This window comes from Actibacterium sp. EMB200-NS6, from assembly GCF_001305615.1.
GTDB classification, from domain to species: domain Bacteria; phylum Pseudomonadota; class Alphaproteobacteria; order Rhodobacterales; family Rhodobacteraceae; genus Actibacterium_A; species Actibacterium_A naphthalenivorans.
In genome coordinates, this window is the sequence record NZ_CP010869.1 from 2,266,064 (window position 1) to 2,284,298 (window position 18,235).

Annotated in this window: 16 protein-coding genes; 8 read left to right on the top strand and 8 right to left on the bottom strand. The window is 64.8% G+C overall.

Annotated elements, in window-relative coordinates:
• Positions 1-88: 88 nt before the first annotated feature.
• Positions 89-2,497 carry an endopeptidase La gene (lon, locus tag TQ29_RS10995; RefSeq protein ID WP_054539188.1) on the bottom strand — a complete coding sequence of 803 codons (2,409 nt, stop codon included), beginning with the start codon at positions 2,495-2,497 and terminating at the stop codon, positions 89-91.
• A 357-nt stretch (positions 2,498-2,854) separates the two neighbouring features.
• Here lon and TQ29_RS11000 point away from each other — a divergent pair, with 357 nt between their 5' ends.
• Positions 2,855-3,859, top strand: a complete 1,005-nt coding sequence (locus tag TQ29_RS11000) for a Hint domain-containing protein (RefSeq protein ID WP_054539189.1) — start codon at positions 2,855-2,857, stop codon at positions 3,857-3,859.
• Between the two features lie 46 nt (positions 3,860-3,905).
• On the opposite strand, the gene TQ29_RS11005 is transcribed toward TQ29_RS11000, so the two are convergent.
• A complete protein-coding gene (locus TQ29_RS11005) occupies positions 3,906-5,003 on the bottom strand; it encodes an alkene reductase (protein WP_037208008.1) in 1,098 nt (365 codons plus the stop codon).
• A 244-nt stretch (positions 5,004-5,247) separates the two neighbouring features.
• Positions 5,248-6,378 carry a tRNA guanosine(34) transglycosylase Tgt gene (gene tgt, locus TQ29_RS11010; RefSeq protein WP_054539190.1) on the bottom strand — a complete coding sequence of 377 codons (1,131 nt, stop codon included), beginning with the start codon at positions 6,376-6,378 and terminating at the stop codon, positions 5,248-5,250.
• Positions 6,379-6,448: 70 nt separating this feature from the next.
• Between tgt and rimK the strand changes: the two genes are divergently transcribed.
• The 7 genes from rimK (at position 6,449) to tpiA (ending at position 11,553) form a co-directional block, all read left to right on the top strand.
• Complete coding sequence (gene rimK / locus TQ29_RS11015; protein WP_369817396.1) at positions 6,449-7,867, top strand: 30S ribosomal protein S6--L-glutamate ligase; 1,419 nt, start codon at positions 6,449-6,451, stop codon at positions 7,865-7,867.
• A gap of 158 nt (positions 7,868-8,025) precedes the next feature.
• Positions 8,026-8,388, top strand: a complete 363-nt coding sequence (locus tag TQ29_RS11020; RefSeq protein ID WP_037208014.1) for an SUF system Fe-S cluster assembly protein — start codon at positions 8,026-8,028, stop codon at positions 8,386-8,388.
• A gap of 84 nt (positions 8,389-8,472) precedes the next feature.
• Positions 8,473-9,102, top strand: a complete 630-nt coding sequence (locus TQ29_RS11025) for a hypothetical protein (protein ID WP_054539191.1) — start codon at positions 8,473-8,475, stop codon at positions 9,100-9,102.
• Positions 9,103-9,252: 150 nt separating this feature from the next.
• Positions 9,253-9,981 carry a DUF3307 domain-containing protein gene (locus TQ29_RS11030; protein WP_054539192.1) on the top strand — a complete coding sequence of 243 codons (729 nt, stop codon included), beginning with the start codon at positions 9,253-9,255 and terminating at the stop codon, positions 9,979-9,981.
• A gap of 28 nt (positions 9,982-10,009) precedes the next feature.
• Positions 10,010-10,360 (top strand): iron-sulfur cluster assembly accessory protein, encoded by a 351-nt coding sequence (locus tag TQ29_RS11035; protein WP_054539193.1) that lies wholly within the window; start codon positions 10,010-10,012, stop codon positions 10,358-10,360.
• Positions 10,360-10,716 carry a TfoX/Sxy family protein gene (locus TQ29_RS11040; RefSeq protein WP_054539194.1) on the top strand — a complete coding sequence of 119 codons (357 nt, stop codon included), beginning with the start codon at positions 10,360-10,362 and terminating at the stop codon, positions 10,714-10,716. Before TQ29_RS11035 ends, TQ29_RS11040 begins: the two co-directional genes overlap by 1 nt.
• Positions 10,717-10,806: 90 nt before the next feature.
• Positions 10,807-11,553: a triose-phosphate isomerase gene (gene tpiA / locus TQ29_RS11045; protein ID WP_054539195.1), complete on the top strand. Its 747-nt coding sequence runs from the start codon at positions 10,807-10,809 to the stop codon at positions 11,551-11,553.
• A 130-nt stretch (positions 11,554-11,683) separates the two neighbouring features.
• Here tpiA and TQ29_RS11050 read toward each other — a convergent pair whose 3' ends face one another.
• The 5 genes from TQ29_RS11050 to TQ29_RS11070 form a co-directional block, all read right to left on the bottom strand.
• Complete coding sequence (locus tag TQ29_RS11050) at positions 11,684-13,081, bottom strand: TRAP transporter large permease (protein WP_054539196.1); 1,398 nt, start codon at positions 13,079-13,081, stop codon at positions 11,684-11,686.
• Between the two features lie 5 nt (positions 13,082-13,086).
• Positions 13,087-13,773, bottom strand: coding sequence for a TRAP transporter small permease (locus TQ29_RS11055; RefSeq protein ID WP_054539197.1), 687 nt, complete (start codon positions 13,771-13,773; stop codon positions 13,087-13,089).
• Between the two features lie 98 nt (positions 13,774-13,871).
• A complete protein-coding gene (locus TQ29_RS11060; protein WP_054539198.1) occupies positions 13,872-14,876 on the bottom strand; it encodes a DctP family TRAP transporter solute-binding subunit in 1,005 nt (334 codons plus the stop codon).
• A gap of 247 nt (positions 14,877-15,123) precedes the next feature.
• On the bottom strand, positions 15,124-16,350 hold the full coding sequence (locus TQ29_RS11065) for a sigma-54 dependent transcriptional regulator (protein WP_054539199.1): 1,227 nt from the start codon (positions 16,348-16,350) through the stop codon (positions 15,124-15,126).
• On the bottom strand, positions 16,347-18,146 hold the full coding sequence (locus TQ29_RS11070) for an ATP-binding protein (RefSeq protein WP_054539200.1): 1,800 nt from the start codon (positions 18,144-18,146) through the stop codon (positions 16,347-16,349). Before TQ29_RS11070 ends, TQ29_RS11065 begins: the two co-directional genes overlap by 4 nt.
• Between the last annotated feature and the right edge of the window lie 89 nt (positions 18,147-18,235).

Here is an 18,235-nt window from a genome sequence, read left to right on the forward strand (position 1 = left end):
CTCGCATGGCGTGGCGCGCATTTACAGGCATCTGACTAAAGAAAAGGCACGCCGGTGAGGGCGTGCCTTCGTTGCTTGTGCCGGAGGCTCAGTGCGCTGTCGCCGGAGCCCCTTCCGACCGGGCCGCAAGCGCGGCCTGGGCGGCGGCCTCTTCGGCGGCCTCGTCCCATTCGATGGGCTCGGGCGCGCGCACCAGCGCGTGTTTGAGCACATCGCGCACATGCGAAACCGGGATGATCGTCAGCCCCTGCTTCACATTGTCCGGGATCTCGGTCAGATCCTTCTCATTCTCCTGCGGAATGAGCACCGTCTTGATCCCGCCGCGCAGGGCCGCCAGCAGCTTTTCCTTCAGCCCGCCGATGGCCAGCACATTGCCGCGCAGCGTGACCTCGCCGGTCATGGCGATGTCCTTGCGGACCGGAATGTGGGTCAGCACCGACACGATCGACGTGACCATGCCGACACCGGCGCTCGGCCCGTCCTTGGGCGTCGCGCCCTCGGGGACGTGAACGTGGATATCCACCTTCTCGAACACCGGCGGCTTCACCCCGATCTCGGGCGCGATGGACCGCACGAAGCTCGACGCCGCGTCGATGCTTTCCTTCATCACGTCGCCCAGCTTGCCGGTGGTCTTCATCCGGCCCTTGCCCGGCAGTTTCAGCGCCTCGATCGACAGCAGCTCGCCGCCCACGCTGGTCCAGGCCAGGCCGGTGACGACGCCCACCTGATCTTCCTGTTCAGCCAGACCATAGCGGAAGCGCTTCACCCCGAGATAATCTTCGAGGTTCTCGGGCGTGATCATCACCTTGTCCACATCCTTGCGGACGATCCGGGTGACAGCCTTGCGCGCCAGCTTGGCGATCTCACGTTCAAGGTTCCGCACGCCCGCTTCGCGGGTATAGGTGCGGATCATCTCGATCAGCGCCTCGTCGGTCAGCTCGAACTCATCCTTGCGCAGCCCGTGGTTCTTGACCTGCTTGGCGATCAGGTGCTGCTTGGCGATCTCGCGCTTTTCGTCCTCGGTGTAGCCGGCCAGCGGGATGATCTCCATCCGGTCCAGAAGCGGGCCCGGCATGTTGTAGGAGTTCGCCGTGGTCAGGAACATCACATCCGAAAGATCGTATTCGACCTCCAGATAGTGATCCACGAAAGTGGCGTTCTGTTCGGGGTCCAGCACCTCCAGCATCGCGCTGGCCGGGTCGCCCCGGAAATCCTGGCCCATCTTGTCGATCTCGTCGAGCAGGATCAGCGGATTGGTGGTTTTCGCCTTTTTCAGCGCCTGGATGATCTTGCCCGGCATCGAGCCGATATAGGTCCGGCGGTGGCCGCGAATCTCGGATTCGTCGCGCACGCCGCCAAGGCTGATGCGGATGAACTCGCGCCCCGTGGCCTTGGCCACCGATTTGCCCAGGCTGGTCTTGCCCACGCCCGGAGGGCCGACAAGGCACAGGATCGGGCCTTTCAGCTTTTTCGACCGCTGCTGCACGGCCAGATATTCGACGATCCGCTCCTTGACCTTCTCCAGGCCATAGTGATCGGTATCCAGCACGCCCTGAGCCCGGCCCAGATCCTTCTTGACGCGGCTGCGCACGCCCCACGGGATCGACAGCATCCACTCCAGATAGTTACGCACGACCGTGGCCTCGGCCGACATCGGCGACATCGACTTCAGCTTCTTGATCTCGGCGTCGGCCTTTTCGCGGGCCTCCTTGCTCAGCTTGGTGGCGGCGATACGCTGCTCCAGCTCGGCAATCTCGTTCTGGCCTTCGTCGCCATCGCCCAGTTCCTTCTGAATGGCCTTCATCTGCTCATTCAGATAATATTCGCGCTGGGTCCGCTCCATCTGGCTCTTGACGCGGGTCTTGATCTTCTTCTCGACCTGAAGCACCGACATCTCGCCCTGCATCAGGCCATAAATCTTCTCCAGCCGCTCGGCGACAGAGAGTGTTTCCAGAAGCTCCTGCTTCTGGTCGACCTCGATGCCCAGATGCCCGGCCACCAGATCGGCCAGCTTCGCGGCCTCGCGGGTGTCCGAAACAGCGGCCATCGCCTCTTCGGGGATGTTCTTCTTGATCTTGGCATAGCGCTCGAATTCCTTCGAGACGGAACGCACCAGCGCCTCGAGCGTATCATCATCGCCCGGCACTTCTTCCAGCACCTCGGCGCTGGCCTCGAAGAAATCCTCGTTCTCGAGGAATTCGGTGATGCGCACGCGCGCGCGGCCTTCGACCAGCACCTTCACGGTGCCGTCGGGCAGCTTCAGCAGTTGCAGGACATTGGCCAGAACACCGGTGCGATAGATGCCCTCTGCCGTCGGATCGTCCACCGACGGGTCGATCTGGCTGGACAGCAAAATCTGCTTGTCATCCGCCATCACTTCTTCCAATGCGCGGACGGACCGTTCGCGCCCCACGAAAAGCGGCACGATCATATGCGGGAAAACCACGATGTCGCGCAGCGGGAGAACGGGATAGGATTGACTGATTTGCTCTTGCATTCTGTTTCCTTGGTTCGTTGCAAGAAGGCGCCAGCCCCGATCGTCGGCGGCATCCGGCCTTCTCCGGTCTTGGTATCAATATCTGGGGGTTCGCCCCCCCGTTTCAACCACGACCTGCGTCAGCTTTGTAACACAGCATGCCTTCGACGCCAAAGACGTGCAAGCGCGCATCGCCGGAAATCCGACAGTGTCAGCAACGAAAACCACCGATTTTAGCCAATTGTTCCGCAATCCGGCCGATTCACCAGCCGTTAACCGCATATATGGGCGTTACAAATCGAACGCCGCCCAATTCGTGCCACATTTTCACCGCAATCTGGAGGCCGATAACAAAAATATGCGACCGAGCAGTAAAAAATGGCAAATCCCACCTTCTTTGCGCGGGGTGACAGTTCTAAGGCGAATAATGCGTCGCTGAACGCGCAGGGCACGAACAAGACGCCGGTGGCGCAGCTTGAATTCCAGTCTCAGGCGGGCGACTTTGTGCTGGATTACAATGGCGGGCTGCCCGATCCGGACACGACGGTGTTGGTCGACGGTGTGCCGATGAGCTTTACGGTCGAATTCTCGGGCGATCTGCCGGACACCAACAAACTGTCCGACGTCAACGGCGAGGATCTGCGCGGAGAGCCGATCACTGTCATCACCACCGACGACGGCCAGCGCTATTTCTTCCTGACGGGCACCCCGGCTTCCGCCGCCACGATGAATGCGTTTCCCAACGGCGCCCACCCGATCGCCAATCTGGATACGACGACGGATATCCTGATCTGTTTCGCGGGCGGCACCCTGATCGACACGCCCGACGGCGAGCGGCGGGTCGAGGTGCTGAAGGCGGGCGACCTGATCCTGAACAACCTGGGGCGGGCGGTGCCGCTGATCTGGGTCGCCCGGCGCACGCTTTCAGCCGCCGAGCTGGAACAGGCGCCCCAGTTCCGCCCGATCTGCATCCCGCGCAACGCGTTCGGCCACCGGCGCCCGCACAGCGATCTTTATGTGTCGCCCCAGCACCGCGTTCTGGTGCGCAGCTGGCGCAACACGCTGCATTTCGGAGAGCCCGAGGTTCTGGTGCCCGCGAAATACCTTCTGGGTGAAAGCGCCCGCCAGGCCTGCCCGGACGGGGGCGTGACCTATTACCACCTCCTGCTCGAGGATCATGATATCGTGCTGTCGAACGGGCTGGAGACCGAAAGCTATCAACCCTCCCTGCCCGCGCTGAACGGCCTTGCCGCCGAAGCACGGCTGGATTTCTTCGCCGAAATCCCGAAGCGCTGGCGCCGCCGCCTTTGCCGGCGGAGCGATGCCTTTTATTCCGTCAAATCCTACGAGGCACGGCTGCTGGCCGCTGCGCGGGCGGCCTGAAAGCGGGCCGCCCCTCCCTGCGGCGGGACGGCCCGACCATCCCGGCTCAGGCCACCACGCTGTCCTGAAGCGACGGATAGTCGGTATAGCCCTCGGCCCCGCCGCCATAGAGCAACTCCTGGCGCAGCGGGTTCAACGGCGCATCCTGCTTCAGCCGCTCGACCAGATCGGGGTTGGCGATGAAGGGGCGCCCGAAGGCCACCAGATCGGCCTTTCCCTCGTCCACCGCGCGAATGGCAAGATCACGGTCATAACCGTTGTTGGCCATATAGGCCCCCTCGAACAGGCCGCGCAGGGTGTCGATGCTGTTTCCAGCGTCCAGTTCCCGCGATCCGCCTGTCTGGCCCTCGACCATGTGCAAATAGGCCAGGCCATAGCGGTTCAGCCCCTTGATCACATGGGTAAACAGCGTCATCGGATCGCTTTCCGAAATACCGTTCGATTTCGAGAACGGGCTCAGACGCAGGCCGACGCGGCCCCCGCCCAACTCTCCGGTCACGGCGTCCAGCACCTCGAACAACAGCCTGGTGCGGTTCTCGATCGACCCGCCATAGGCATCGTCGCGCGTGTTGCTGCCATCGCGCATGAACTGGTCCAGCAGATAGCCGTTGGCGCCATGCACCTCGACCCCGTCGAACCCGGCCGCGCGCGCCGCCGCCGCGGCCTTGCGATAGTCCTCGACGATGCGCGGGATCTCGTCCAGCGCCAGCGCGCGCGGCTCGGACGTGGGAACGAACCCTTCCTCGGTATAGGTCATCGCCTCCGCCGCGATGGCCGAGGGCGCGACAGGCTGCCCCCCGTCCGGCTGGAGCGAGCAATGCGACACGCGGCCCACATGCCACAGCTGGATCACCATCCTGCCGCCCTTTTCATGCACCGCGTCGGTCACCGCTTTCCAACCCGCGACCTGCGCATCGCTGTAGATGCCGGGCGTGGCCAGATAGCCCTTGCCCTCGGGGCTGATCTGCGACGCCTCGGTGATGATCAGCCCGGCACCGGCGCGCTGGGTGTAATAGGTGACGTGCATGTCGGTGGGGGCGTCGGTTGCCGGGTCGGCCCGGTTGCGTGTGAGCGGGGCCATCACAACGCGGTTGCGCAGCTCGATCTCGCCGGCGGTAAAGGGGGTAAAGAGTTTTTCGGTCATGGATCGCATCCTTGGAAAGGGGTCAACTCCGGGCAAAGGGATCGGTCCGCACGCGCAGGGCAATGCGGCGATGGCACCTGCCTGAAGTGTCAGCACTCGCCCAACATCTACCGGCCCATGCACCTGCGGCAATGCCGGCACCGATCACGCAATTGTGATATCTCGGATCGCCCGCCCCAATGCCTTGATAAAGCGCCGGTTTATCACCTGCCGCAGTGATGCACAGACCACCCTGCGCAGATGATCAGAGCGGCGCGATGTCGCCCTCGGCCCGCTGCGCATGGAAATCCGCCTGAAAGGCCTCGAACCTGCCCGCGGCGATGGCCTCGCGGATGCCCTGCATCAACTCCTGATAATAATGCAGGTTGTGCCATGTCAGCAGCATCGAGCTGATGATCTCCTGCGCGCGGAACACGTGGTGCAGATAGGCGCGGCTGTAGCCCCGGCAGGCCGGGCAGGCGCATGTCTCGTCCAGCGGGCGGGGATCGTCCTGATGGCGGGCATTCTTGATGTTGACCACGCCCCGGCGCGTGAACACCTGCCCGGTGCGGCCGGAGCGCGAGGGAAGCACGCAATCCATCATGTCGATGCCGCGCGCCACGGCGCCGACGATATCGTCGGGCTTGCCCACGCCCATCAGATAGCGCGGCTTGTCCTCCGGCAGCATGTCGGTGGCATAGTCAAGCACGCCGAACATCGCCTCCTGGCCCTCGCCCACGGCGAGGCCGCCCACCGCGTAGCCGTCAAAGCCGATCGCGCGCAGCTTTTCGGCGCTTTCGGCGCGCAGATCCCGGGTGACGCCGCCCTGCTGAATTCCGAACAGCGCATGGCCTGGCCTGTCGCCGAACGCGTCGCGCGAGCGCGCGGCCCAACGCATCGACATGCGCATGCTCTCGGCCACGCGCTCTTCCGGGGCGGGCAGGGCGGGACATTCGTCGAAACACATCACGATGTCGCTGCCCAGCAGGCGCTGGATCTCCATGCTGCGCTCGGGCGTCAGCATGTGTTCGGACCCGTCGATGTGGGATTTGAACTTCACCCCCTGTTCGGTCAGCTTGCGCAGGCCGGTCAGGCTCATGACCTGAAAGCCGCCGCTGTCGGTCAGGATCGGCTTTTGCCAGTTCATGAACCGGTGCAGCCCGCCCAGCCGGTCGATCCGCTCGGCGGTGGGGCGCAGCATCAGGTGATAGGTGTTGCCCAGCAAGATATCGGCGCCGGTGGCGGCCACGCTTTCAGGCATCATCGCCTTGACGGTGGCCGCAGTGCCCACCGGCATGAAGGCCGGCGTGCGAATGTCGCCGCGCGGTGTGGAAATCACACCCTGGCGGGCCATTCCGTCACGCGAGTTCACATGGAAGTTGAAACGCTCGGCCATATCTGTTCCTGCAAGCCACCGATGGGACAGCCGGTATAGGCGATTCCACGGAAAATCCAAGAAGGGGCGCATGACGATGGACGGCACCGGCAATGAGACTGGCGATTTTCGCCTGGGATGGGAAGAATGGGCCGCCCTGCCCGGCCTCGGGCTGCCGGCGCTGAAGGCCAAGGTGGACACCGGGGCCAAGACCTCGGCGCTGCATGCGTTCGATATCGAGCCCTTCGGCCCGGCCGACCGGCCGCGCGTGCGCTTCGCGGTGCATCCGATACCCGGGCGCGAGGATCTGACGATCCCCTGCTCGGCCGATATCGTCGACCGGCGCGAGGTGACATCCTCGAACGGCGAGACGGAACTGCGCTATGTGATCCGCTGCGACATCGCCATGGGCACGCGGACCTGGCCGATCGAAGTGACGCTGACCGACCGCGGGTCGATGGCCTATCGGATGCTGCTGGGCCGTCAGGCCTTTGGCGACAACGTGGTGATCAGCCCCGGCGAAAGCTTTTGCCAGCCGCGCCTGTCGTATGACGTGTATCACTCCACCGCCGTGCGCGAAGTCGCCCCGGCACGGACCCTGCGCATCGCCGTGCTCAGCCGCGAGGAACATAACTTCTCGACCCGGCGAATCGTGGCCGAGGGCGAAAAGCGGGGCCATGTCGTCGAGGTGATCGACACCTCGCGCTGCTACATGGCGATCAACGCGCTGGCGCCCGAGGTGCATTATGACGGCCAGCGCCTGCCCCGCTATGACGCGGTGATCCCGCGCATCGGCGCCTCGTTCACCTCTTACGGCACCGCGGTGATCCGCCAGTTCGAAACCATCGGCACCTATTGCGTGAACGGCTCTGACGGGATCACCGCCAGCCGCGACAAGCTTTATGCCCATCAGATCCTTGCGCGCCACCGCATCGGGATGCCGACCACAGCCTTCGCCGCCTCGCCCAAGGACAATGACAGCCTGATCGAACTGGTGGGCGGGGCGCCGCTGATCGTGAAGCTGCTGGAATCGACCCAGGGCAAGGGCGTGGTGCTGGCCGAAACCAGGAAGGCCGCGCAATCGGTGATTTCGGCGTTTCGCGGGCTCAAGGCCAGTTTTCTGGTGCAGCATTTCGTGAAAGAGGCGGCGGGCGAGGATATCCGCTGTCTGGTGATCGGCGGCAAGGTGGTGGCGGCGATGCGCCGGGTGGCCGAGCCGGGCGAGTTCCGCTCGAACCTGCATCAGGGCGGGCGGGCCGAGGCGGTGCGCATCACCAAGACCGAGCGCGAGACGGCGGTGCGCGCGGCGCGGGCGTTCCGGCTGAACATGGCGGGAGTGGATCTGCTGCGCTCGGACGACGGGCCGAAGGTGCTGGAGGTGAATTCATCGCCGGGGTTCGAGGGGATCGAAAAGGCCAGCTCGAAGAATGTGGCGGCGCTTCTGTTCGACGAGATCGAGAAGCGGGTGCGCCCGGCCCCGGCGCGCAGGCGGACACGGAGCGCGGGCTGATCCGGGCCATTGTTCTTGTCTCGGCGCCTGCGGCGCCTCGGGTACGCCTCCGGCGGGGATATTTTCGGAAAGATGAAATACGCAGGCGCGCGCGCCGGGGCTCTGGACCTTCGCGGCATAATTCTTATATATTCCCTCAACTTTGGAGAGCAGAGCATATGACACAGCCGAGCGAACCGCTGGAGGGTGCGCCCCTCATCAAGCCTTCGACCACGGAACATCCGCTTTACGATTCGGTCGTGGAGGCCTGCCGCACGGTTTATGACCCGGAAATTCCGGTGAATATCTATGATCTTGGTCTGGTTTACACGATCGAGATCGACGCCGAGAACGCGGTGCGCGTGATGATGACGCTGACGGCACCCGGCTGCCCGGTCGCGGGCGAGATGCCGGGGTGGCTGGCGGAAGCCATCGAGCCCTTGCCGGGGGTGAAGCAGGTGGATGTCGAGATGACATTCGATCCGCCCTGGGGCATGGACATGATGAGCGACGAGGCACGGCTGGAACTGGGCTTCATGTAAGACGGCCCTGTCTTTTCCACAGGGTTCTGTTGCGTCTTGCGGCTGACCGCTTCTATCATCCCGTCAAATCAGGCCGGAGATGACATGAGCAGCGTGGCAGCCGTATTGACAGGCGATCTGGTGGGATCGACCAAGGCCGGGCCGACGGCTGTAGAAGCCGCGATGGCCGCGCTCGGTGCCGGGGCGCAGGTGGTGGCGGGCTGGACGGGGGCAGACACGCGCTTCACCCGGTTCAGGGGGGATGGCTGGCAAATTTATCTTGAACATCCGGGGCTTGCCTTTCGGGCCTGCCTGTATCTGACCGCCTGTCTGCGGGCCGGTGACGCGGGGCTTGCCACGCGGATTGCGGCCGGGATCGGGGTGGTGCCCGAGCTGCCCGCGGGCCGGCTCGACAGTGCCGGGGGCGCCGCGTTCGAGCTGTCGGGGCATGCGCTGGATACCATGCCGCGCGGGCGCCGGCTGGTGCTGGCCGCCCCGGCCCTTCCGGGCGAGGCGGCGGGTGTGTTCGCCCTCGCCGATGCCTTGTCGCGCCACTGGACCGCGAAACAGGCCGAGGCGCTGACCCTTGCCCTGGCCCCTGGCGCCCCGTCGCAAAGCGAGATGGCGGCGAAGTTGGGCATCACCCAGCAGGCTTTCGCCATCCGCCTGAACGGCGCGGGGCTGTGGGGGCTGGACGAGAGTTTGCGGCTGTTCGAGGCGCGAAGCTATGCGTGAGCACCGGGCAGAACAAGCTTTGGGGCTTGTAGTGCGAGTTACAGGCTTGAGGACTTGTGAATTGCCGGCAGTTCCGTCTTTGGGCATGAGGCCATGGCCTTGTAAAGTGATTTCACAAATCTCAAAGCTTGTAGGCACCGGGGGCTGCGGATGATCGAAACTCTGGTTGCACTTCTCTTCGCCCATGTGCTGGCTGATTTCGTCTTTCAGACCAGATGGTCGACCGAAAACAAGCGCAGGCCGCAGGTGCTGCTGCTGCATGTGCTGATCGTTCTGGTGACGGCGCAGGCCGCCACCGGGCGCTGGGACGCGCCGGAGCTGATCGCGCTGGCGCTGGCGCATGGTGTGATCGACGCGATCAAGACCCACCTGCCCAAAGGGCTGGGCGATACATTGGCCGCCTATCTTGCCGATCAGGCGGCGCATCTTGCCACGATCATCGCCGTCGCGGCCATCAGCCCGGCGCTATACGCCTCCGGCCTCTGGGCCGGGCTGCCCGCCCTGCCGCAGATCATGCTGCTTGTCACCGGGTTGCTGCTTGTCACGCGGGCGGGCGGGTTTGCCGTGGGCATGCTGATGCGCCCCTATCAGGACGCCGCCCTTCCCGAGGGGCTGCGCAATGGCGGGCGGCTGATCGGAGTGCTGGAACGGGCGCTGATTTTTCTGATGGTGATGGTGGGCGAACCGGCCGGGATCGGCTTTCTGATCGCCGCGAAATCGATCCTGCGCTTCGACACCGCGTCGCAGGATCAGCGCGCATCGGAATATGTGATCATCGGCACTCTGGCGTCCTTCGCCTGGGCGCTCTTGATCACTTACGCGACATTGTCGCTGCTTCGGACCATGCCCGCGCTTGAGATCGCGCTCCGGGGGGCCTAGATTAGGGGCAACCACGTGGAGACAGGCAATGTTCGGCATTCCCGGCAAACAGGCGGTAACCATCACCCCCGCCGCAGCAAAACAGATCGCCAGGCTTATGGCGCGCGATGAAACACAGGGGCTGCGCATCGGCGTCAAGAAGGGCGGCTGCGCGGGCATGGAATACACGATGGACTATGTGTCAGAGGTTGATCCGCTGGACGAGGTCGTGGAACAGGACGGCGCCCGGGTGATGATCGCGCCGATGGCGCAGATGTTCCTGTTCGGCACCGAGATCGACTATGAGACATCGCTGCTGGAAAGCGGGTTCAAGTTCCGCAACCCCAACGTGGTCGATGCCTGCGGCTGCGGCGAGTCGATCAAGTTCGCCGAAACCTGATGGCGACCGATCCGGGCTTTCTGACCTTTGCCCGTGATCTGTTTGCACCGCTCGGCCCGATTTCCACGAAACGCATGTTCGGCGGCACCGGCCTTTACATCGGCGATGCCATGTTCGCCGCGCTTCTGGGCGATACCATCTACATGAAGGCCGAGGGTCCGCTGGTGGCCGCCTACCAGGCTGCGGGGTCAGAGCCGTTTTCCTATGGCACCAAGGCCGGGCGTCGGGCCATTCCCGGCCTGACCTCCCTGCCCGACAGCGCGCTGGACGACCCCGACGAGGCGCTGGACTGGGCCCGCAAATCCCTTGCCGATGCGGAAACGGCCGCCGCGCGCAAACGCGCAAGGCGCCGATAAGTCGCGCTCAAACGACGCGCGCGGGCCTCTTGCCTTGCCTCCCGGGCCGGTTTCGGGGAACTTGGCGGAAAATCTGTGTGGGAGCGTGTGATGGGACGAAAACTTGCCGCCGGCAACTGGAAGATGAACGGAACCTCGGCCGACCTGGCCGAAGTCAAGGCGCTGAGCGCCGCGCATCCGGCACCCTCGGTCGACATTCTTCTGTGCCCGCCAGCCACGCTTCTGGCGCGCATGTCCGATCTTGCAGCGGGCGGGGCGCTGGTCACCGGCGGGCAGGATTGCCATGCCGAAGCCGCGGGGGCCCATACCGGCGACATTTCCGCCGGAATGCTGCGCGACGCCGGTGCGACCCATGTGATCCTCGGCCATTCCGAGCGGCGCACAGATCATGGCGAAACCGATACCGATGTGTGTGCAAAAACGGCTGCCGCCCTGGCCGCCGGGCTGATCGCCGTGGTCTGCGTGGGCGAGACCGAGGCGCAGCGCGACGCCGGCGAGACGCTGGATGTGATCGGCACCCAACTGGCCGGGTCGATCCCCGATGGCTGCACCGGCGCGACGCTGGTGGTGGCCTATGAGCCGGTCTGGGCCATCGGCACCGGCAAGGTGCCGACGCTGGAACAGATCGCCGAGGTGCATGATTTCATGCGCGCCCGGCTGGCCGCGCGGTTTGGCGACACGGCCGCAGACATGCGCCTGCTCTACGGCGGGTCGGTCAAGCCCGGCAACGCGCCAGAGATTTTCGCGACCTCCAATGTGGATGGCGCGCTGGTCGGCGGTGCTTCGCTGAAGGCCGCGGATTTTTCGGGCATTATCGCGGCGCTGGAAGCGGCCTGAGGAAAAATCTTCCCGAAGATTTTTCGGCACCGAAGAAAATTCGTGAATTTTCTTCTCCATGTCGCGCGGCAAGGATGCGGCAGCTGCCCGCCGATCTGCGCCGCCGCATCTGCGGCGCAGATCGGCCCGGTCAGTTGGTGATGATCTCCGGCCCCATCAGGCTGATCGGCAGCCAGGTGGACAGGAATGGAATATAGGTCACCAGGATCAGGAACACGAACAGCACCACAAGGAACGGCAGCGCCGCGCGCACCACGCGCATCATCGGCATCCCCGCTACGCCCGAGGTGACGAACAGGTTCAGCCCCACCGGCGGGGTGATCATGCCGATTTCCATGTTCACCACCATGATGATGCCCAGATGGATCGGGTCCACCCCCAGCTCGATCGCAATGGGAAACACCAGCGGCGCCACGATCACGATCAGCCCCGAAGGCTCCATGAACTGCCCGCCGATCAGCAGGATCACGTTGACGATGATCAGGAACATGATCTTGCCAAAGCCCGCCTCCAGCATCGCGCCGGCGATCTGCTGCGGGATCTGCTCGTCGGTCAGCACGTGTTTCAGGATCAGCGCGTTGGCGATGATGAACATCAGCATGATGGTCAGCTTGCCGGCATCCAGCAGCGTGTTCTTGGTGTCGCGGTGGAAGAAGGCCGTCACCAGCGCCTGCGGCTTGCGCAACAGGCTGACCGGCCGCCCGCCCGCCTGCTCTGGCGCCAGCGGCCCCATGTCGCGATAGACGAACACGGCGATCAGGAAGGCATAGACAGAGGCGACGGCGGCGGCCTCGGTCGGCGTGAAGATGGCGCCGGTGATGCCGGGGATGCCATAGATCCCCACCATGATGATGACGATCAGCATCAGCCCCCAGAACGCATCCGAGAACGAGCGCAGGATCTCTCCCCAGCCCTGCCACTGCCCCTTGGGCATGTTGCGGATCCGCGCCATCACGTAGATCGTGACCATCAGCATCAGCCCCGCCATGATCCCGGGAATGACACCGGCCAGGAACATGCGGCCCACCGACACATCGGTGGCCGAGGCATAGACCACCATCACGATCGACGGCGGGATCAGGATGCCCAGCGTGCCCGCGTTGCAGATCACGCCGGCGGCGAAATCCTTGGAATAGCCCGCCTGCTGCATCGCCGCGATGACGATGGACCCGATGGCGACAACGGTGGCGGGCGAAGAACCCGACAGCGCCGCGAACAGCATGCAGGCAAAGACGCCGGCAATCGCCAGCCCGCCGCGCATATGGCCGACGCAGGCGATCGAGAACCGGATGATCCGCCTGGCCACCCCGCCCGTCGACATGAAGCTGGAGGCTAGGATGAAGAACGGGATCGCCAGCAGCGTGTAGTGCCCGGCCATCGCCTGATAAAGCGCCTGCGCGATCGAGGCGAGCGAGGTGTCGGAGAAGGCCAGCAGAAAGATCATCGACGACAGGCCCAGCGACACCGCAATCGGCACGCCGATCAGCAAAAGACCCACCACCATGGTGAACAGAAAGACGACATCCATCGGGCTTATCCTTTCCGGCTCATCGCCGCGGCCTCGTCAACGGCATCTTCGGCTTCGTGGCTGACGATCAGGCTGTCCTGCGTTCCGCGCAGAATGCGCAGCGTCGCCTGGATCAGGCGAAACAGGATCAGCGCGGCGCCGAACGGCAGGATGGAATAGGGAATGAAGCGGGGCAGCTTTTCATAGGCCTCGCCCTGATTGAACACCGGCTCGATGAAGCGCAGCCAATCCAGCATCGGGATCTGCTCGGTCTCGTACCACGCCTGATCGCGGCTGTTGGCAAAGCCGGTGGGAAACCAGCGCCCGGTGGTGGCGTCGAGCCCGGCGAAGGGCGCCCAGTAATCCCACGCGCCTTTCAGCAACAGCAGCGCATAGATCAGGCAGGCCACGGTGGTCAGCAGAATCATGATCCTCCGGGTCCGTGACGAGACCATGTTCAGAACCGCATCAACCCCCAGGTGCGCGGTGATCTTGAAGCCATAGCTGATGCCGAACAGCACCAGCCAGGCGAACAGCACCAGCGTCAGTTCCAGCCCCCAGATCAGCGAGGTGTTGAAGCCATAGCGCAGCACCACGTTGACGAAGGTGACCAGCGTCATCAGGCCCAGTATGAGCGCAAGCGCGGTTTCCTCCAGCGTGTTGACCGCCCGGCCAAGGCTGCTTTGGGCGTAGGTATGGGTATGGCCACTCATGTCTGCGGTCCCCCTCCGGCAGGTAAGCGTTATTGGTGTTGGGAAACGGCCCGGCGCCTTGCGAAGCGCCGGGCCGGTCCAAAGCTCGGGCGGATGCCCTAGTACATCGTGTTGATTTCCTGCGCGGCGGCGATGTTTTCGGCGCCGACATCGCCTTCGAACTCGGCCCAGACCGGATTCATCGCCTCGACCCAGGCGGCACGCTGTTCGGCGTTCAGCTCACGCACGACACCGCCGGCGTCGATGATGGCCTGCCGGGCTTCCTGGTTCACCTTGAACGACTCGGCGTTCCGGGTGGCGGTGACCTCATGCAGGATGGTGGCAAGCTGATCGCGCACATCGGCATCCAGGCTGTCCCACCAGTCGACCGAGGTCACGACCAGATAATCCAGCACCCCGTGGTTGGTTTCGGTGGTGCCGTTCTGCACTTCGAAGAACTTCTGGCCATAGATGTTGGACCAGGTGTTTTCCTGCCCGTCGACAACGCCGGTCTGCAGCGCGCCGTACACTTCGGAAAACGCCATCGGCTGCGGCGACGCGCCAAGCGCCTTCATCTGCGCCACGAGCACGTCCGAGGTCTGTACCCGGAACTTCATGCCCTTCGCGTCGTCGGGCATCAGCAGCGGTTTGTTGGCCGAAAACTGCTTCATCCCGTTGTGCCAGAAATCCAGCCCCAGCAGGCCGCGGCGGGTCATCGACTCTTTCATCGCGACGCCGGTTTCAGACGCCTGGAACGCATCCACCGCCTCGATGTTCTTGAACATGAACGGCAGGTCGAAGATGCGGAATTTCTTGGTAAAAGCCTCGAATTTCGAAAGCGAGGGCGCGGCAAGCTGCACATCGCCCTGGAGCATCGCCTCGAGCACCTGATCATCGTTGTAGAGCGTGGAGTTCGGGAAGACCTCCATGCAGGCCTTGCCGTCCATCTCGGCGTTCACACGCTCCATCAGCAGTGACGCGGCGATCCCCTTGGGGTGGCGGTCGGTGTTGGTGACATGGCTGAACTTGATGACGACTTCGCCGTCGTCGCATTGCGCAAGGCCCGCGCCGGCGGCCATGGTCAGCGCCACGGCAGAGGCCGCGGCGACATGTACGAGTTTCATAAGGTATCCTCCCAGATATCCTGACAATCAGATACTGTGCGCCCCAGTCGGGGCACCCGCACAATAGAAAGCCCAGACGGATTCACGCCTCAAGAAAAAGATTTTCGCCCCCCTTGATGGAGAATATAACTTATATTTTCAATTGGTTGGCGCGCGAACCTCACCTTTCCATCAGCGGCGCCCGCGCCCGCCTGGGCGAAAACCCGCACAGGCACCGCCACGGGTTGTGCGGAAAACCGCACAGTTCTCAGCGATAGGCCTCGGGGCGAATCCCGTGCCGCGCCAGCTTGTCATAGAAAGTCTTGCGCGGCAGTTTCAGCGCCTTCGCGGCCTCGGTCGCATGGCCATCGGCGCGGCGCAATGCCTCGATCAACAGGGATTTTTCGACGCGGGCAAGCTGTTCGGCCAGGCCCGCCTGCTCTTCCACCTGCTCCACCTCGTTCAGCCCCATCGCAAAGCGCATCGCCGCGTTCATCAGCGAGCGGGCGTTGCCGGGCCAGTCCTGCGCCATCAGCCGGGCGATCACGTCGGTGGTGATCTCGGGCTGCGGCAGCGCGGCCTGTTCGCAGGCGATCGACACGTAATGGCGAAACAGCACCGGGATGTCATCGGGCCGCTCGCGCAGCGCCGGGATGCGCACCCGCATCACGTCGAGCTTGTAGAACAGGTCGGGGTTGAACCGCCCCTCGGCCACCTCCGCATCCAGATCGCGATAGGTTCCGGCGATGACGCGCGGCCCGCCGTCGCCGTCCAGCAGTTCCAGCAGGGTGAATTGGGCCGCCGGCCCAAGCGCCGCCAGCTCGTCCAGAAACAGCGATCCGCCCTCGGCCGCGGCAAAGGCCCCGGCCAGCGACTCGGGGCTGGCGGAGGCGGCGGCCAGTTTCTGAAACGGGCGCAGCGATCCGGCCGACAACAGGTGGATCACCTCGGCCACTTTCGAGGTGCCGGTGCCCGGCGCGCCGGTGATCAGCACCTCGGCCGAAGAGCGCGCCGCGCTGCGCACCCGCGCGCGCAGCTCGTCGGCCTGACGCGACTCGCCGAACAGCATCCGCGCCGCCGCGTCGCCACTTTCGACCTGCCGCTTCAGCCGCCTGTTTTCCAGCACCAGCGTCCGGGTCTTCAGCGCCTTCTCGACGATCGCCACGAATTCCCTGGGCGCGCAGGGTTTTTCAAGAAAATCAAACGCCCCGGCGGAAATGCCCCGCACCGCCATCGGAATATCCCCCTCGCCCGTCAGCAGGATCACGGGCAGGTCGGGGTCGATCCGCTGGGAAAACTCGAGCAGCGCGAAACCGTCCTTGCCGGGCATGCGGATATCGGTCACCACCACCCCTTCGAAGCCGGGTGTGACGTGATCCTTGGCCTCGATATAGCTGCCGGCCAGCACCGGGCTCAGCCCCGCCAGCTCCAGCGTCTGCCCCAGCGCCTCGCGCACCGGCGGATCATCATCGACAAGCAAAACCTTCCGGCTCATGCCGCTTCCTCCTGTGCGGCGGCGGCCAGTTCGACGGTGAACACCGCGCCGCCCTCCGCATGGTTGCGCCCGCGGATCGCGCCGCCGAAGCCCTGCACCAGACCGTAGGAGATCGACAGGCCCAGCCCCATCCCCTCGCTCTGGCCCACCTCCTTGGTGGAATAGAACGGATCGAAGATCTTTTCCGGCTCGGCGATGCCCGGCCCGGTGTCGCGCACCGAAAGCCGCACCTGCCCGCCGTCCCGCGCCAGCCCGATCTCCAGCCGCCGCACCGTGCCGCCGGCCATCGCGTCGAGCGCGTTGGTCACGAGGTTGAGCAGCACCTGCTGCAGCCGCACCTCGCCGCCGCGCACCAGAACCGGCAGCGCCGGGCGCGGCCAGATCACCGTCACCCCCGCCTCGTGGATCCGGCGGTCGCTCATCTCCAGCACCGCATCGACCACGGCGACGACATCGACATCGGCGATCGGCTCTATCTCCTGCCGGGCGAAGGCACGCAGGTTCTTGATGATACGCCCCATGCGGCGCGACAGATCCGAGATGCGCGTCAGGTTCTGTGCCGCCTTTTCGGGCGCACCGCGCTCCAGAAACAGCGTCGCATTTTCCGAAAACGAACGGATCGCCATCAAAGGCTGGTTCAGCTCATGGCTCAGCCCTGCCGACATCTTCCCCAGCGCCGACAGCTTGCCCGCCTGCACCAGTTCTTCCTGCGCGCGTTTCAGCGCCGCCTCGGCTTCCTTGCGCTCAGCCACCTCGCGGCGCAGCCTGCGGTTGGCCTCTGACAATTCGGCCGTGCGCGCGGCGACGCGGCTTTCGAGGGCCGATTTCGCCTCGGCCTCCAGCGCCAGCCGGTCGGCCAGCGCCCGGCGCCGCTGCGACAGCAGGAACAGCGTCGAGCCGAACACCAGCGCCAGCGCCGCCGCCACCGCCGCCTGCAACGATGCGATCCGTTCCGCCGGCGCCACATCCAGCAGCAATGCGCCAGTCATGCCGATGACGGGCAGGTCCTGCGTCAGGTGCAGGGCCCGCGCGGGCAGGTACGGGCCCGCGTCCAGAAGCCAGATGTCGTGCCCCGAACGCTGCAACCGGCCGGCTTGGGGCAGCGGCGCGATCATGTCGGGGCGGTACCCGAAACCGGCCAGGCTCTCGGCCGAGAGCGCGGCCGGATCAGGCGCGCTGAACAACAGCTCGCTCCGGTTCGAGATGAAGACGACGCCAAGGGCATCGGTGAAATACATCGCCTCGGGATCGCCCGCCCAGCCGCTTTCCAGGCTGCGGATGTTCACATCGACAGACACCGCGCCCAGTGGCCGGGGGCCATCCGCAAAGACCGGCGCGGCATAGGTGAACCGCCGCCCGCCCGCCTCATCGGTGCGGGCGTGATGCGCCCCGAGCGCGCCCTGCATCGCCCGGCGGAAACCGGGGTGCGCGGACAGATCGGTTGGCGCCGCGCCCCCCTGAACCGAGCTTGCCGCCACCCGCCCGTCGGCACGGATCAGATGGATGCTGAGCGTGCCGGTCTTGTCGGCCGTGCGCAGCAGCAGCAGTTCGGCCGCCTTCGCCGGGTCTTCGCCCAGCAACACCCCCGAAAGCGTCGGGTGATCGGCCATCAGAACCGCCAGTTCGCGATATTGCTGCAACTGCCCCACCAGCCTGTCGGAGGCGAGCGAAAGGTCGGCCCGGCCCCTGTCGACCAGCTGATCCAGCGCCGAGGAATAGGCAAACCACCACACACCGCCGGCAAAACCGGAAGCGAGCAGCAGAAAGACAAGAACGGCCAGGGCCAGACGCGGCATCGCCTACTCCCGTTATCGGGGCCGCAGAATAGGAAACGCGCCCGGCAAAGGCCAGTGCCTTTGATCGCGCCCGGCGCGGATGGCCAGAG